Source organism: Castellaniella sp. (assembly GCF_047971665.1).
Classification (GTDB): Bacteria; Pseudomonadota; Gammaproteobacteria; order Burkholderiales; family Burkholderiaceae_B; genus Castellaniella.
In genome coordinates this window covers 132,417-148,432 of sequence record NZ_JBKEAA010000012.1, presented here as the reverse complement: position 1 = coordinate 148,432, position 16,016 = coordinate 132,417, and the positions used below count along the sequence as shown (strand labels likewise).

General features: G+C 60.1%; 16 protein-coding genes and 1 tRNA gene. 5 read left to right on the top strand and 12 right to left on the bottom strand.

From position 1 onward, the window contains the following. Positions 1-24 precede the first annotated feature (24 nt). From ACK5JE_RS03875 to ACK5JE_RS03850, 6 genes are all read right to left on the bottom strand, one after another. Positions 25-111: transfer RNA gene (locus ACK5JE_RS03875), tRNA-Tyr, on the bottom strand. A 39-nt stretch (positions 112-150) separates the two neighbouring features. Next, positions 151-1,089, bottom strand: a complete 939-nt coding sequence (locus ACK5JE_RS03870; RefSeq protein ID WP_416800402.1) for a ParB/RepB/Spo0J family partition protein — start codon at positions 1,087-1,089, stop codon at positions 151-153. Between the two features lie 36 nt (positions 1,090-1,125). Then, a complete protein-coding gene (locus tag ACK5JE_RS03865; RefSeq protein WP_416800401.1) occupies positions 1,126-1,935 on the bottom strand; it encodes a ParA family protein in 810 nt (269 codons plus the stop codon). Further along, positions 1,932-2,615, bottom strand: a complete 684-nt coding sequence (gene rsmG / locus ACK5JE_RS03860) for a 16S rRNA (guanine(527)-N(7))-methyltransferase RsmG (protein WP_416800400.1) — start codon at positions 2,613-2,615, stop codon at positions 1,932-1,934. Before rsmG ends, ACK5JE_RS03865 begins: the two co-directional genes overlap by 4 nt. Continuing rightward, positions 2,612-4,528: a tRNA uridine-5-carboxymethylaminomethyl(34) synthesis enzyme MnmG gene (gene mnmG / locus ACK5JE_RS03855; protein WP_416800399.1), complete on the bottom strand. Its 1,917-nt coding sequence runs from the start codon at positions 4,526-4,528 to the stop codon at positions 2,612-2,614. Before mnmG ends, rsmG begins: the two co-directional genes overlap by 4 nt. A gap of 620 nt (positions 4,529-5,148) precedes the next feature. Further along, positions 5,149-5,355 carry a cold-shock protein gene (locus ACK5JE_RS03850; protein WP_043679103.1) on the bottom strand — a complete coding sequence of 69 codons (207 nt, stop codon included), beginning with the start codon at positions 5,353-5,355 and terminating at the stop codon, positions 5,149-5,151. 262 nt (positions 5,356-5,617) lie between these two features. Here ACK5JE_RS03850 and ACK5JE_RS03845 point away from each other — a divergent pair, with 262 nt between their 5' ends. Next, a complete protein-coding gene (locus ACK5JE_RS03845) occupies positions 5,618-6,802 on the top strand; it encodes a methionine aminotransferase (protein ID WP_416800437.1) in 1,185 nt (394 codons plus the stop codon). Between the two features lie 268 nt (positions 6,803-7,070). Here ACK5JE_RS03845 and ACK5JE_RS03840 read toward each other — a convergent pair whose 3' ends face one another. Then, complete coding sequence (locus ACK5JE_RS03840; protein WP_416800398.1) at positions 7,071-8,141, bottom strand: metallophosphoesterase; 1,071 nt, start codon at positions 8,139-8,141, stop codon at positions 7,071-7,073. 80 nt (positions 8,142-8,221) lie between these two features. Here ACK5JE_RS03840 and ACK5JE_RS03835 point away from each other — a divergent pair, with 80 nt between their 5' ends. Then, positions 8,222-8,842 carry a Fic/DOC family protein gene (locus tag ACK5JE_RS03835; RefSeq protein WP_416800397.1) on the top strand — a complete coding sequence of 207 codons (621 nt, stop codon included), beginning with the start codon at positions 8,222-8,224 and terminating at the stop codon, positions 8,840-8,842. On the opposite strand, the gene ACK5JE_RS03830 is transcribed toward ACK5JE_RS03835, so the two are convergent. The 5 genes from ACK5JE_RS03830 to dnaA form a co-directional block, all read right to left on the bottom strand. Further along, on the bottom strand, positions 8,843-9,037 hold the full coding sequence (locus ACK5JE_RS03830) for a hypothetical protein (protein ID WP_416800396.1): 195 nt from the start codon (positions 9,035-9,037) through the stop codon (positions 8,843-8,845). 92 nt (positions 9,038-9,129) lie between these two features. Then, positions 9,130-9,744: a PIN domain-containing protein gene (locus tag ACK5JE_RS03825; RefSeq protein WP_416800395.1), complete on the bottom strand. Its 615-nt coding sequence runs from the start codon at positions 9,742-9,744 to the stop codon at positions 9,130-9,132. A gap of 108 nt (positions 9,745-9,852) precedes the next feature. Beyond that, complete coding sequence (gyrB, locus tag ACK5JE_RS03820; RefSeq protein ID WP_416800394.1) at positions 9,853-12,303, bottom strand: DNA topoisomerase (ATP-hydrolyzing) subunit B; 2,451 nt, start codon at positions 12,301-12,303, stop codon at positions 9,853-9,855. Between the two features lie 48 nt (positions 12,304-12,351). Further along, positions 12,352-13,464 (bottom strand): DNA polymerase III subunit beta, encoded by a 1,113-nt coding sequence (gene dnaN / locus ACK5JE_RS03815; protein WP_416800393.1) that lies wholly within the window; start codon positions 13,462-13,464, stop codon positions 12,352-12,354. A gap of 4 nt (positions 13,465-13,468) precedes the next feature. Further along, entirely contained in the window at positions 13,469-14,905 is a 1,437-nt protein-coding gene (gene dnaA, locus ACK5JE_RS03810; protein WP_416800392.1) for a chromosomal replication initiator protein DnaA, read from the bottom strand. 244 nt (positions 14,906-15,149) lie between these two features. On the opposite strand from dnaA, the gene rpmH reads away from it, so the two are divergent. From rpmH to yidD, 3 genes are read left to right on the top strand one after another with little or no spacing between them, the layout of a single operon-like run. Beyond that, the gene (gene rpmH, locus ACK5JE_RS03805) at positions 15,150-15,284 is read left to right on the top strand and encodes a 50S ribosomal protein L34 (RefSeq protein ID WP_416800391.1); all 135 of its coding nucleotides are present in this window, start codon (positions 15,150-15,152) and stop codon (positions 15,282-15,284) included. Between the two features lie 46 nt (positions 15,285-15,330). After that, positions 15,331-15,687 (top strand): ribonuclease P protein component, encoded by a 357-nt coding sequence (locus tag ACK5JE_RS03800; RefSeq protein WP_416800390.1) that lies wholly within the window; start codon positions 15,331-15,333, stop codon positions 15,685-15,687. Further along, on the top strand, positions 15,684-15,944 hold the full coding sequence (yidD, locus tag ACK5JE_RS03795; RefSeq protein WP_416800389.1) for a membrane protein insertion efficiency factor YidD: 261 nt from the start codon (positions 15,684-15,686) through the stop codon (positions 15,942-15,944). The genes ACK5JE_RS03800 and yidD overlap by 4 nt, the downstream gene beginning before the upstream one ends. Positions 15,945-16,016 lie beyond the last annotated feature (72 nt).

Here is a 16,016-nt window from a genome sequence, read left to right as displayed (position 1 = left end):
ACACGGCAGGGAAAATCGTTCGCATGGTGGTGGGGGTTGGATTCGAACCAACGTAGGCGCAAGGCCAACAGATTTACAGTCTGCCCCCTTTAACCACTCGGGCACCCCACCGAAGCGAATTTCGAATTATGCAGAAATCCAAATTTCGTGTCAAGCAACCGCGTCGCGATCGGCCAGCACCCCCCCGAGTCCCTGGCGATCCAGCAAGGCATCAAGATGTTCCCAGTTGGAAAATTCGATCACCAGCTGCCCCCCCTTGCGGGCGCCCGAACGGATCCTCACCCGGGTCGCCAGATGATCCGACAGCGCTTTTTCCAGCCGGTCCAGATCGCCCGAACGGACCGCGCCGCCTCCGCGCGCCGAGCGGCCCGCCGGCGTGGTGATGGGTTCATCGGCCTCACGCAGCGCGCGCGCGACCCGTTTTTCTGTTTCGCGCACCGACAATCGCCGGGCGATGACCTCATTGGCCAGCAGGATCTGCTGCGCGGCATCGGCGGACAGCAGCGCCCGGGCGTGTCCCATGTCGATATCGCCTGCCAGCAGCATGGTCTGCACCGGATCGGCCAGATTCAGCAGGCGCAGCAGGTTGGTGGTGGCGGAGCGCGAACGACCGATGGCCGTGGCCGCCTGTTCGTGCGTCAGACCGAACTCATCGAGCAGGCGACGCACGCCATGGGCTTCTTCGAGGGGATTGAGGTCTTCGCGCTGAATGTTCTCGATCAGCGCCATGGCGGCGGCGTTCTCGTCGGCCACCTCGCGCACCAGGACCGGTACCGCTTTCAAACCGGCGATTTTCGCCGCGCGGAACCGGCGTTCCCCCGCAATGATCTCGTACTGGCCTTTGCCTTTTTCGAGGGGGCGCACCAGGATGGGCTGCATGATTCCCTGCGCGCGGATGGATTCGGCCAGATCGTTCAGCGCGCCTTCATCCATGCGGGTACGCGGCTGGTACCGACCCGCGCGCAGTACGCTGACCGGCAACTGGCTGGGTGCGTCGTCGTTCTTGCGCCCCACGGCGTCCAGCGCGCCGTTATCGGCGCCCAGCAGGGCGTCCAGACCGCGTCCGAGTCCTTTTTTGCGAGTGGCCATCGTCTGTGTTTCCTATGGGTGATACCGGGCGGGCGTTCAGGCCGCGCGCGGACGGATCTTGCCGCCGACCCGGCGGATGAGTTCCTCGCCAAAAGCGAGGTAGGCGCGGGCGCCCCGGGATGACTTGTCATACACCACGCCGGGTTGACCATAGCTGGGGGCTTCGGCCAGGCGGACATTGCGGGGCACGACTGTCTTGAAGACCTTGTCTCCGAAATGCAATTCCAGTTGCGTCGAGACCTGTTGCTGCAACGTCATCCGCGGGTCGAACATGACGCGCAGCAGACCGATCAGTTCCAGGTCGGGATTCAGATTGCGATAGATCCGTTTGATCGTGTTGACCAGGTCGGACAGGCCTTCGAGCGCGAAATACTCGCACTGCATGGGAATGATCACGCCATGAGCGCCCGCCAGTCCGTTCAGGGTCAGCAAAGAAAGCGTCGGCGGACAGTCGATCAGGATGAAATCGTAATCCTGGGCCACCTTGCTCAAGGCGCGCTTGAGCTGCATTTCACGATCGTTCATCTGGACCAGATCGATTTCCGCCCCAGACAATTCACGATTCGAGGGCAGCACATCATAGCCGCCCGATTCCGAGCGAATGCGGGCCTGCGCGATATCGGCCTCTCCGATGAGCACCTGGTACAAGTTGACGGCTGCCGCATTCTTGTCGATGCCGCTGCCCATGGTGGCGTTGCCCTGCGGATCCAGATCGACCAGCAGCACACGCTGGCCATGCATTGCCAGCGAAGCGGCCAGATTGATGGCTGTGGTGGTCTTTCCCACCCCGCCCTTCTGATTGGCGATGCAGAATACTCGGGCGGATTTCGGACGATCGACTGTCATGAGGTTCCTTGGGGACCGGGTGAATCGAGTTCGAGCAGACAACGACGCGCATCCAGCTCTGGAACGTGCAGTTCGACAGCACATTTCACGAACCAGCCTGTGTCGGCTTGCAGGGCAGCGCGCTCATCAACGAAGTCCTGGCCTTTCATGGCCAGCATCGCGCCACCTGGCGCACGATGATGCGCAGCGACGCGCACAAAATCCGACAGTGAGGCAAAGGCGCGCGAAACCACGAGATCGGCATCCAGGCTGTCCATGGACTCGATGCGCCCCTGCACGGCGCGCACGTTCTTCAGTCCCAGCACGCCTGCCGCCTGACGGACGAATGCGGTTTTCTTGCCCACGGCATCGACGCAGACAACCGACCAGTCCGGCTGGCAGATGGCCAGAATGATACCCGGCAAACCGGCCCCCGACCCCATGTCCGCGATCCGCAGATTACGGCGCGGCCAACGGGCTCTCAATTCGGGCACGATGGACAGACTGTCGAAAACATGCTGCACCAGCATCTTACCCGGGTCGCGGATCGCCGTCAGATTGTAGGCCTTGTTCCAGTGCTGAAGTTGTTGCAGGTAGCTCAACAGCACGGAAATACGCGCCTGGTCATCCGTCATGTCCAGCGCGCGCAGCGCTGCCGCCAGGCGCGTCTCGAACGGTCGGGATTGATCATCATGCATCATGCTGCGTGTCGCCCGCGGACATGCCGCTTCAGATGAACCAGCAGCAAAGACACTGCGGCGGGTGTGACGCCGGAAATCCGCGCCGCCTGGCCGATAGTGGTCGGCCGCGAGGCCTCCAGGCGCTGACGAACCTCCGTCGACAGGCCGGCTACCCCGGCATAATCAAAATCTTCCGGTACCACCTGATCCGCTTGCTTCTTTTGCCGCTCGATCTCATCACGTTGACGATCAACATAGCCGGCGTATTTGGCCTGGATCCCAACCTGCTCCGCCTGAACGGGATCATCGAGTCCGGGGCCGGCCAGCAAAGCCCCTTGCCCGTCGCGCAGCGCCATCAGCGCGCCGTATTCGACGTCCGGACGGCGCAGCAGATCGAGCAGGCTGGGATGCCGGTCCACACGCTGGAGGCAGAGCTGTTCACGCGTGTGAGCATCCAGTACGGTCGGATTGACGCGAGTTTCCCTGAGCCGCTCGATCTCCGCAGCCACCGCGTCGCGTTTGCGGCAAAAGGCCTCCCAACGCGCATCATCGACCAGACCCAGCGCCCTGCCCTTTTCCGTCAGCCGCAGATCGGCATTGTCCTCGCGCAGGCTGAGACGATATTCGGCTCGGGAGGTAAACATTCTGTAAGGTTCTGTTACGCCTTTGGTGACCAGATCATCCACCAGTACGCCCAGATACGCCTGACTGCGCTCCAATGTCCAGGGTTCCCGGCTCATAGTCTGCAAAGCCGCGTTGGCGCCAGCAAGCAACCCTTGCGCAGCAGCCTCTTCGTAACCGGTGGTGCCATTGATCTGGCCGGCAAAAAACAGGCCCTGGATCGACCGGGTCTCCAGCCAGCCATGCAGATGCCTGGGGTCGAAATAATCGTATTCAATCGCATAGCCCGGACGCATGATGCGGGCATTTTCCAGACCGCGCAAGCTTCTCACCAGTTCGAACTGAATATCGAACGGGAGACTGGTTGAAATCCCGTTCGGGTAGATTTCCCTGGATGAGGCTCCTTCGGGTTCCAGGAACACCTGATGACTCGACTTGTCCGCAAAGCGATGAATCTTGTCCTCGATCGAGGGACAGTAACGCGGCCCTACTCCTTCGATCGTGCCCTGATCACTGTACATGGGAGAACGATCAAGACCGGATCGCACGATTTCGTGCGATCGCTCATTGGTATGCGTGATCCAGCATGGCACCTGCTCGGGATGCATGTCCGCATGACCCAAAAAGGAAAACGCCGGCACTGGATCCATATCGCCCGGTTGGATCTCTGTCTTGGAAAAATCGATGGTGTTGGCATCGATCCGAGGTGGCGTCCCGGTCTTCAGTCGCCCCTGCGGCAGTTTCAACTCTCTGAGCCGGTGTCCCAAACTGGTCGCCGAAGGATCGCCAGCCCTGCCCGCAACATGATGCGACAACCCCACATGCATCAGACCATTCAAGAATGTCCCCGTTGTCAGCACTACTGCCCGGGCCCGGAACACCAAACCGATTTGAGTCCGGACTCCCACAACACGATCCCCTTCAAGAACCAGATCGTCCACCATCTGCTGGAAAATCATGAGATTCTTTTGCCCCTGCAGAATCATCCGCATGGCACGCCGGTACAACGAGCGATCTGCCTGCGCGCGCGTGGCACGTACGGCTGGCCCTTTGGAGCGATTCAAAATCCTGAACTGGATCCCCGCTTGATCGGTTGCCCAGGCCATAGCGCCACCCAAAGCATCCACCTCTTTGACCAAATGTCCCTTGCCGATGCCCCCGATCGAGGGGTTGCAGGACATCTGACCCAGCGTATCCATATTCTGAGTCAACAACAGAGTGGACGCGCCCATGCGAGCCGAGGCCAATGCGGCTTCAGCACCGGCATGACCACCACCAATCACAGCAACGTCAAATTTTTCTGAGTAATTCATAGCAAAACGGAGAGATTTCGAAAATTATACTTCGCGCCTCTTGAACGGATGTTCCACGTGAAACAACACATCAGTGTTTTATGTAAAACAACATAGTCATGTTTCACGTGGAACATCTACAAAATTGATTGAAATAAAATTTTGAATGTTGCGTAGTACAACGTAGATGTGACCGTAACAATTATTTTGAAGCATACCGACGGGACATCAACTCAGTACACACCAATACGCTCTGCAACGTGATCTAAAAGACAAGTAAAGAAATTCATCAATCAGAACTGTCTCTTTGTGTCAAGCAAATACCAACACGTGAAATTATCGAGACGTCACCCTGAAAACAAAAACCTGCTGCATCCGGATCATCCGCTTGAAACTCCAACCCTGTACACGCCGGATCTTCAATCGATTCATCTTGCATCGGGCATAGAGCCGCCGCTGACTTGCATCGCTGAACGTGTGTTTCACGTGAAACACACGTTCAGAAGAAAAGCTTGAATCATCATGTGAATAAAGCTGTGGACAAGGTTTGAACAAGAGGGTACAAGTGTCTCAGCCCAGGAAAGCGCAGGCAACAAAAAAGGCACTCCGAAGAGTGCCTTGCAGCGAAATCGCGAACTGTATTACAGCGGGCGGATCTCAGCAGCTTGAGGACCCTTGGGGCCGTCCTTGACTTCGTACTGCACGGCCTGGCCTTCGTTCAGGCTGCGGTAACCGCGGCCTTCGATGGCGGAAAAGTGCGCGAACACGTCGGTACCGCCCGCGTCGGGAGTGATAAAGCCGAAACCTTTTTCAGCGTTGAACCATTTAACTTTGCCCGTTTGAGCCATGATCTGAAACGTCCTAAATGAATGAAAGAAAACAATGAATCAAGAACGCTGAAACGAAACAGATCGTGCCGGAGTGCGGATAGCAACGAGGCATGCCTTGTGCGAAACGTGCGTACTGCTAGATTGCATTGCAACAGGGAGCATAACTACGCAATATGAAAAGTCAAATCATAGTTTTCCCTTAGGCGCGATTGTATCCGCAACCGATCCATTCATGCTCGAAATAGCGTCCTTAAATCCACATAAAGCATCAAAACAACACATGCTCAATCAATTGCCGTCCAAATTGCCCGATGTGGGCAGCACGATCTTCACTGAAATGAGCGCATTGGCCCTGAAATGCAAAGCCATCAACCTGGGGCAGGGCTTTCCGAACTACCCGCCGCCCGAACCACTGATTCAGGCTGTCAATGCAGCCATGCGGCAAGGACACAATCAATACGCTCCCATGGCCGGCTTGCCTCAGTTACGCGAAGTCATCGCCTCAAAAGTTCTGGGACAGCACGGCCAGGACTATTCAACCGAAACTGAAATCACGGTCACATCAGGGGCGACCGAAGCTCTGATGAGCAGTTTTTTGGCGCTGACGCATCCAGGCGATGAGGTTCTGTTGATCGATCCGGCGTACGACTTGTACTCGCCCGCGCTTCGTCTGGCAGGCGCTACACCTGTCCGTGTCCCCATGTGTCCACCAAAAGAGGACGATCCGTCATTTCGTATCGACTGGAACCGGATCGAATCCGCCATCACGACCAGGACGCGGATGCTGGTCCTGAATTTTCCTCACAATCCAAGCGGTCTGACACTGAAACCGGAGGATCTGGATGCGCTGGAGACCTTGGTTTCGAAACGTCCCTTGCTCCTGCTGTCCGATGAAGTCTATGAGCATATTGTCTTTGATGGAAAGAAACATCTGAGTCCTGTCGCCCGACCGACGCTGGCGGAACGGACAGTCCTGATCTCATCGTTCGGCAAGACGTTTCATGCCACGGGCTGGAAGATCGGTTATTGCTGTGCTCCGGCACAGATCATGACTGAAATCCGCAAGATCCATCAATTCACCGTGTTTTCCGTCAGTACTCCCATGCAGGCGGGTATTGCGCGGTACCTGCGGGAGCCCAACATTGTGTCGGAGTTATCTGATTTTTATCAGAGAAAACGAGACCGCTTGATTGCCGGGTTGAAAAACACCGTATTGCGTCCACTCACTTCTGAAGGCACGTTTTTCCTGTTGGTCGACACGCAGGCGCTGGGGGCTGGGCTTGAGAAGGAACTCGCCCTCAGTCTGACCCGTGAACTGGGTGTTGTCAGCATTCCGGTTTCAGCCTTTTATGCGGATCCGGACAGTCCGGCATCCAACCATCAACTGCTGCGGTTGTGCTTTGCCAAACGGGATGCCACGTTGGACCAGGCGCTGGAACGCCTGCAAGGCGTGAAAAATTGCTGAGGGGCTGGGAGATGCGTCTTTTCTTTTCCTTTGAATATCAAAATGGTAAGAATGATGGAAGGTTGTGGATAACTTGGAAAACATAAAAAATCATTCAAAATCAATAGGTTATATAATCATTGTCTGTGAGCTCTTTTGTGTGTGGCTGTCGCATGATTTGGGGACGGTTTTCGGGCCGGGGTGAATTGACGGACTTATGAACAATTTGTCGACAGGATAGGCACACATATGCTGCACGGGACTTATCCACATCTCTCACAAGCAAGAATCAGGACGTTTTTTCGCTGACGAGGAGGGTCTCGATCCGCGCGCCATCGTCGAACAGCAGCGTGCGTTCTGGCCAGAGCATGGCCGCCAGCCGATAGCGGTTTTCCGGACTTTTATCGGGGAATTTTCGGGCGTGCCAACGCGCGCCGACGGAATAGTCGATGCAGAATGCCTGTTGATGTCGGCCATGCCAGGCGGTGGGCATGACACCCTCGAACAAGCGACCATAGCGCCAGGCGGTGGTCTGATCGGGGGATTCGAACAGGCGCCAGTAGTGACCGATCAGGACCGGAGTGGGATCGTTGTCTTCGTTCCACCAAGCGGTGCGATCAGAGTAGCGCCAGCGGTTGCCCGAGAAGAAAGGCTGGGGACTGCGCGCCTCGATGCCCGAAGTCAGCCGCTTGATGGGATTGAGGCGTTGTTCCAGTGACTCGAAATCCGCGACGGCGTCCAGATAGGGAGGCGGGTGGTCCGGGTCTTCGAGTTGCTTGCCCCAGCGATCGAGTTCGGCCAGGTGGCGGGCGTACAGATCATCGACCCGGGCGGCTTCGATGAGCTTGAGTTCCTGTTCGTGGATCAGTTCCAGAATTCGCCCACAAGGGAAATCCGCGATGGCCTCGATGGCAGCCGCATCCCAGGCCGCATGCACGATACGCAGTCCCGGCATGCGGATGGCCAGCGGCAGGCCACTCAAAAAGTGGCGAATCTCGGGGCGCTCCTGGGCTGATGCGCGAGAAAAGGGCGAATAGAAGGACGTATCGGAGGCTTCCCGGCTGTCGAAAAACCAACCTGCGCCGTCTTTTGCCTCGTTGGCCAGCAGGTTGACTTCGTGATTGCCCAGGATGGCGAGTGCGCGGCCCTCTTCGACAAGCTGTCTGACTCGTTGAATGACGCCGACGCTGTCCGGCCCTCGATCGCACAGATCGCCGATAAAGACCAGCAGGCGATCTTGCGTGTCGGAGCGCTGCTGCAATTGTTCGAGCAGTGCGTCCAGCGCCTGGGCCTCGCCGTGGATATCGCCGATGACGGCCAGAGGCTGTTCGTCCAGGGTGTGGACAAGTGTTGGGTTCATGTTTCTATTTTCCTGCCTGTCGGGATTGAGGACAATGGGAATAATCCAGAGGGTGTTCGGGTTTCGCAGGAGACTGTCTGATGAACCGGTATCAGATCAGCGGATGGCAGAACAGCGACCAGGAAGGGTCCGATGGCGACGTGCTGAAGAACAAGCTGGGCATTGTCACGCGTGACGACATGAACCACGCGGAATTGATGTTGCTGCGCAAGCTGTACGTCGAGGTGCTGTGGCAGGTTCCTCGGGGCCCCATCACGGTGCGGCTGATCCGGGCGTGGCATCGTCGCTGGTTGGGCAATGTCTATGCCTGGGCGGGGTATGAGCGTTCAGTCAATATGAGCAAGGGCGGCTTTCCTTTTGCGGCGGCAGATCGCATCCCCACGCTGCTGGACGACTATGACCGACGCTACCTGGCCCGGTATACCCCGTGTTTTGATATGCGTCGCGCGGACCTGATCGAAGCCATCTCCCTGACGCATGTGGAATTCATCCTGATACATCCGTTCCGCGAGGGAAACGGCCGGATTGCGCGTCTGCTGGCGGATGTGATGGCCGTGCAGGCCGGGTTGGGGCCGCTGGACTACAGTCCCTGGGAGTCGGACCGACCGCATTACATCCTGGCCATTCAGATGGGATTGATGGGGGATTATCAGCCAATGAGGGCTTGTGTCGAGCGGATCATGCCAGTTGAGGGCGCCTGATCAGGCCAGGGCGGGGGAGGCCAGTTCCAGTGCCGGAAAACGGCTCTCGGATTGCAGTTGGCGTTCGAGTTCGTGGACGGTCTGCCCGGTTTCGATGGCGGTTGAACTGGCGACGGCCCGGATGATGCGGCGCAGTTCCACGGCGGGGGCCACGGTCAACAGGTCGGGAGCGAAGGGCAGGGTGCTGGAAAGCATGCTGTCATTATACTGTGCATCGTGTCGAAGTCCCTGATTTAAAGCGGGAAATCTGTTTTTTCGCATCTGGATGCAGGGATTTTGAGACAGTTTCAGGCTGTGTGGACGTGAGGTTTTTCGGTTTCGGTCAGCAGGCGCTTGAGACGATACAGCCGTTCGCGCTCCAGCGTCACCGCCAGCGGCGCGGGAGGATGTCCCAGCGCCACGGCATCGGCGGCCATGGCCCGCACGGCAGCGTCCAGGCGCGATGATCCCGCCTGCCACCAGTCGGCCAGCAATTGATCGGGGGAATACGCATCCAGTCCCTGACGCCGCAATTCCGACTGGTCGAAATCCTTCAGATTCCATGTCATCACCTGTACGGCGGGCGGGCGCTGCGAACCACAACGCGCGCGCCGGGCTAGGCCGGCCGCGATCACGTGAAAGTCCTTTGGATCGCTGTAGCGCAATCCGGTTTCGTAGGGGTCGGTATGGGTCTCCATGGCGTCGGGGAAACGCTGGTTCATGGCGTGCCATTGCGCGGCCAGTTTTTCAGGCGCAATCTGCCACAGGAGAGCGGCGTTGCGGCGCCATTCCTCACCGATGCGTTCGGTCCATATCGGCTGGAATACGCCCTGTCCGGCGACCCGCAGCAGCAATTGGCGTTGCAGCGTGGACATCAGCACGCAGGCATCGAGGACGACGAAAGGAGGGGGCGGGCTGGACATGGAGGTGGTTGCCTCATGGAACAGGCTCGGCTGTGGATAGCGGAGCCCGTTCACAAACCTGCATTGCTACAGAATTTTCATCAATGATGGGAATCGACGGGAGCCAGCTCACACGTCAATATTTCCCGCCTGCAGCGCATGCGTCTCGATGAAGGCGCGGCGCGGCTCGACGTTGTCGCCCATCAGGGTGACGAAGATCTCGTCGGCGGCGATGGCATCCTCGATCTGCACGCGCAGCAGGCGGCGCACGGTCGGATCCATGGTGGTTTCCCAGAGCTGTTCCGGGTTCATTTCGCCCAGGCCCTTGTAACGCTGCTTGCTGATGCCGCGCTCGGCCTCGGCGCGCAGCCATTGCATGACCTCACGAAAATCCGTCACGGATTTTTCCTTGAGCTTGTCGCCGGTGCCCCGGCGCACAATGGCGCCTTCGCCCATCAGGCCCAGGAAAGTCTTGGCGGTGCGGGCCAGCACGGCATAGTCGCCGCCGCGCACGAAATGACGGTCGAACACGCTGACGCGCAGGTTGCCGAAGTGCGGACGGATGACCGCCAGGCGCCAGGCCTCCTCGATCTCGTCGTATTGAGCTTCGACCTGAACGCTGCTGGGATCGGCCGGATTGCGCAGGGCCTGTTCCAGCGCGGTGGCGCTGGCGCGGGCGGCCTCTTCGTCGATCAGGCTGAGCTGCACGCCTTCGGCCATGGCGGACAGGGCCTCGGCATCCAGCGTGCGCGACAGGCGGGCGATGACCGAGTCGGCCGTGACGTACTGGCGGGCCAGATCCATCAGGGCGTCGCCGGTGATCGGCGTGGCGTTGGCCGCAGGGGTCAGTTCCGTGTCCTTGAGCGCCAGTTGCAGCATGAACTGGGCTTCCTCGGCGTCGTCCTTCAGATAGCGTTCCTCGCGGCCGACCTTGACCTTGTAGAGCGGCGGCTGGGCGATGTAGACGTAGCCGTGTTCGATCAGCGACGGCATCTGGCGATAGAGCAGCGTCAGCAGCAGCGTGCGGATGTGGGCGCCGTCCACGTCCGCATCGGTCATGATGATGATGCGGTGGTAGCGTAGTTTTTCGATGTTGAAGTCCGGGCCGATGCTGGTGCCCAGGGCGGTGATCAGGGTGGTGATCTGTTCGCTGGACAGCAGTCGGTCGAAACGGGCTTTTTCCACGTTCAGGACCTTGCCGCGCAGTGGCAGGATGGCCTGGAATTTGCGGTCGCGGCCTTGTTTGGCGGACCCTCCGGCCGAGTCGCCCTCGACGATGTAGAGTTCGCACAGGGCGGGGTCTTTTTCCTGGCAGTCGGCCAGCTTGCCGGGCAGGCCGGCGCCTTCCAGGACGCTCTTGCGCCGGGTCATCTCGCGGGCCTTGCGCGCGGCCTCGCGGGCCCGGGCGGCCTCGACGATCTTGGAGCACAGTGCGCGCGCGTCGTTGGGGTTTTCGAGCAGCCAGGTTTCGAGGGTGCGGCTGACGGCTTCTTCCACGGCGGGCCGGACTTCGCTGGAAACGAGCTTGTCCTTGGTCTGGCTGCTGAATTTGGGCTCGGGCACCTTGACCGAGAGCACGCAGGCCAGGCCTTCGCGCATGTCGTCGCCCGTGGTGTCGACCTTGGCTTTCTTGGCCAGTTCGTTGTCGGTGATGTATTTGTTCAGCACCCGGGTCATGGCGGCGCGCAGGCCGGTCAGGTGGGTGCCGCCGTCGCGTTGCGGAATGTTGTTGGTGAAGCACAGCACGGTTTCGGCGTAGCTGTCGTTCCATTGCATGGCGACTTCGACACCCACGGGCACACCGCCGGCCTCGGATTCGGTCGTCACGGCAAAGATATTCTCGTGCAGGACAGATTTGGTGCGGTTGATGTACTGGACAAAGCCCTTGACACCGCCCAGGAAGGCCAGGTTCTCGTCCTGACCGGTGCGTTCGTCCACCAGGCGGATCTTGACGCCATTGTTCAGGAAGGACAGCTCGCGCAGCCGCCGCGCCAGGATTTCGTAGGTGTAGTCGATGTTGGTGAAGATTTCGGCATCGGCCAGGTACTGGACCCGGGTGCCGGTCCGCTCGGCGGTGCCCGTCACGGCCAGTGGGGCGACCCGCTCACCGCGCCGGAATTCCATCTGGTGTTCCTCGCCGTGCCGCCAGATCGTCAGACGCAGCCATTCGGACAGGGCGTTGACGCAGGACACGCCCACGCCATGCAGACCGCCGGAGACCTTGTAGGAGTTCTGGTCGAATTTGCCGCCGGCGTGCAGTTCGGTCATGACGATTTCGGCCGCGCTGCGACGTTGTTCATCGTCCTTGTGGATGGCCGTGGGAATGCCGCGGCCGTTGTCCGTCACGGAAATGCTGTTGTCGGAATGGATGGTGACGACGATGTCGTCGCAATACCCCGCCAGCGCCTCGTCGATGGCGTTGTCCACGACCTCGAAGACCATGTGGTGCAGGCCGGTCCCATCGGAGGTGTCGCCGATGTACATGCCCGGGCGCTTGCGCACGGCCTCCAGGCCTTTGAGCATCTTGATCGAATCGGCGCCGTAGCCGGCGGCGGGGTTCTGAGGGGCGAGGTCTGACATGAAAATCCTGTGGTTGAATGCGTCGACGGCGTGGACGGATCAGGGGGCTCAGATACGCATCGGCATGACGACGTATTTGAATTCTTCGTCGTTGGGCAGCGTGATCAGCACAGACGCGTTGGCGTCGGGCTGAACGGACCAGCACACGGAGTCGGTCTTGATGTTGGACAGCACATCGAGCAGATAGCTGACGTTGAAGGCGACGTCCAGAGATTCCTTGTCGTAGTCGACTTCGAGTTCTTCGCGGGCCTCTTCCTGCTCGGCATTGGATGAGGACAGTCGCAGCAGGTTGTCGCCCAGTTGCAGGCGCACACCCTTGAGTTTGTCCGTGGTCAGGATGGCGGTGCGCTGCAGCGCGGCCTGAAGAACGTCGCGGGCCACATCGAAATGCCGCGTATAGCCGGAGGGGATCACGCGGCGATAGTCGGGGAATTTGCCTTCGACCAGCTTGGAGACGACTTCGATGTCGTCGAAGCGGAAGCGGATCTGGCCGGCGGCTACATCGACCTGCACGGCGGCCTGTTCATCATCGGACAGCAGGCGTTGCATCTCGTGGATGGTCTTGCGCGGAATGATCACATCCATCGAGGCCGATTGCCCTTCGATGGCGGCGCCGCTGTGGGCCAGCCTGTGACCGTCGGTCGCCACCGCCCGCACGCGGCCGGGTTCGAGCACCAGCAGCAGGCCGTTCAGGTAATAACGGATGTCCTGTTGCGCCATGGAGAAATGCACCTGATTGAACAGGTTCTTCAGGGTCTTCTGGGAAATGGAGAAGGAAGCGGACCATTGTTCGGCCTGGGTGACCGTGGGATAGTCGGTCGCGTCCAGGGTCTGCAGGGCAAAGCGGCTGCGACCGGCCTGGACGGTTAGCTTGGATTCGTCCAGGGACAGCCGGACCTCGCCCGATTCGGGCAGGGCGCGCAGGATGTCGAGCAGCTTGCGGGCGGCCACGGTGGTGGCCTGGGCCTCGTCGCCCACACCGAAGTCGGCGCGGGTCGTGATCTGGACTTCCAGGTCATTGGCCACGAACTCGAGCTGGTTGTCTTGTTTGCGGATCAATACATTGGCGAGGATCGGCAGCGTGTTGCGCCGCTCGACGATCCCCACCACCATCGTCAGGGGCTTGAGCACGGCATCGCGGGTCGCTTGAATGAGTTGCATCTTCTTATCCTTTGAGAGTTTGCTCGAGTACGTGGAGTGCGTGATTCAGCTCGGTCTGCTTGGCGCGCAGGTCAGTGATCTTGCGCACGGCATGCAGCACGGTGGTGTGGTCGCGTCCGCCAAACAGGTCGCCGATTTCCGGCAGGCTCTTTTGAGTGAGTTCCTTGGCCAGGTACATGGCAATCTGACGGGGCAGGGCGATGTTTGCGGGCCGACGCTTGGAGTACATGTCGGCGACCTTGATTTTATAGAAATCGGCCACGGTCTTCTGGATGTTCTCGACCGTGATCTGACTGTTGGAGACGGACAGCAGGTCTTTGAGGGCCTCTTTGCAGACTTCGACGGTCAGCACGTCGCGGCCGTGAAAATTGGCGTAGGCCGAGACCTTTCGCAGGGCGCCTTCGAGTTCGCGCACGTTGCTGCGCAGGTGCTTGGCGATGAAGAAGGCGACTTCTTCAGGCATGACGATGCGCTCGGCCTGCGCCTTGCGCAGCAGGATGGCGACGCGCATTTCCAGTTCGGGCGGCTCGATGGCCACCGTCAGGCCCCAGTCGAAACGTGAGATCAGGCGATTGTCGATATTCGACAACTCCTTGGGGTAGGTGTCCGAGGTGATGATGATCTGCTTGCGTTGGGCGACCATGGCCTCGAAGGCGTAGAAGAATTCCTCCTGGGTACGGTTCTTGCCGGCGAAGAACTGGATGTCGTCGATGAGCAGCAGATCCAGGGAATGGTAGTAGCGCTTGAAGTCGTCGAAGGCGCGGCGGTGGTAGGCCTTGACCACGTCGGAAATGTACTGATCCGCGTGGACGTAGCGAACCCGTGTGCTGGCGCCGTTGGCGAGCAGCGCATTGCCGATGGCGTGGATCAGGTGGGTCTTGCCCAGGCCGACGCCGCCGTACAGGAACAGCGGGTTGTAGGAGACGCCGGGGTTTTCGGCGACCTGCATGGCCGCCGCGCGGGCCAGCTGGTTGGCCTTGCCGATGACGAAATTCTCGAAGGTCAGTTCCCGGTTCAGGCGGGAGTGATCCTGGATGGATTCATCCGTGGCGGTCTGAACCGGAGCGGATCGGGGTGCCGTGGCGCCAGGCACCGCGGCGGATTCGACTGCGGCGGCGGGGACTGTCGAGGCGGCGCTGGAAGTCGTCTGCGCAGGCGCGGCCGACGGCGCGACCGGCGCGGCCGTGCGGCCGGTCTGAACAGACAGCTCGAATTGCACCTGCACCGCCTGGGAATACCAGTCGGAGGCCATCGATTCCAGGCGGGTGGAGAAGTTCTTGCGGACCCAGTCGAGCTTGAAGCGATTGGGCGCGCCGATCCTCAGGACCGCGAGTTCCTCGTCGTAGTCGAGAGGAACCAGGGGCCGGATCCAGGCATTGATCTGTTGGGGGGGGAGTTCCTGCTCCAGTCTCTGGACGCAGGCCTGCCAGAATTCATTCATAGAGGTCATCGTGCTAAACCTCGATTCTACCCTTTCTGGCCCAAAGTTATCCACAGCCTGACTGTGACATAAGCGTTCGACAGCGGGCGCAATCACGCCAAGTGATTGACACAACTTCTGAAATTTGATGAAATAATGGGCTTTTCGATGCTGATAGGCCTAGTGGCTGTCGGCTTTATCCCGGGGGACGTGTTGCCTTCGGGCCCGTCCCTGGCCATTGGCCTCGAGCTCTTTTGGATTCACCATGAAACGCACTTTTCAGCCTTCCGTTACCCGTCGCAAGCGCACCCATGGGTTTCGCGTGCGCATGAAGACCCGTGCCGGCCGCGCCGTCCTGAACGCCCGCCGCGCCAAGGGCCGCAAGCGTCTGGCCGTCTGATTTTCCTTTCTGGGCCGGCGTCCGGCAAGGCCCCGGAATGATTGCCATGCCCACCGCTTTCCCCCCGGCGGCCCGGCTGCATTGCCCCTCGGAATACGCGGCGGCCCTGAAAGGGCGGCGTATCGCCCGAGGGGCTTTGTTCGTGGTCTCCAGCCCGCGCGGTCCGGCGGCGGGGCCAGCCAGATTGGGTCTGGTGGTCCCCAAACGGCACGCGCCGCTGGCCGTGACCCGCAATGCCATCAAGCGTGTTCTGCGGGAGGCCTTTCGCCTGCACCGGAACGCATTGCCGGGCGGTGACCTGGTGTTCCGCCTGGTGAACCGCCCGCCGGCCACCAGCCTGACCGCGCTCAAGCGCGAGGTCCGGGCCGAGGCCGACGCCCTGCTGGCGCGGATCGTGTCATGATGCGCGCGCTGTTTATCGCCCCGATCCGTTTTTACCGGTACTTTTTGAGTCCCTGGGTGGGGCAGCAGTGCCGTTTTACCCCGACCTGTTCGGCCTATGCCATCGAGGCCATCGAGACGCATGGCGTGGTTCGAGGGGTGTGGCTGGGCACGCGGCGGATCGCACGATGCCATCCCTGGTGCCAGGGCGGTCATGATCCGGTACCGCCCGCCCGTCCGGTGCCACCCACGCACGGCACGGGCAGGGGCCGGCCGTGAGGGCCGGATCGGGAATGCTTAGGGCCGCAGTCAGGATTGCTACGTTAAACTGACGGGATTTTGCCCCGTCCT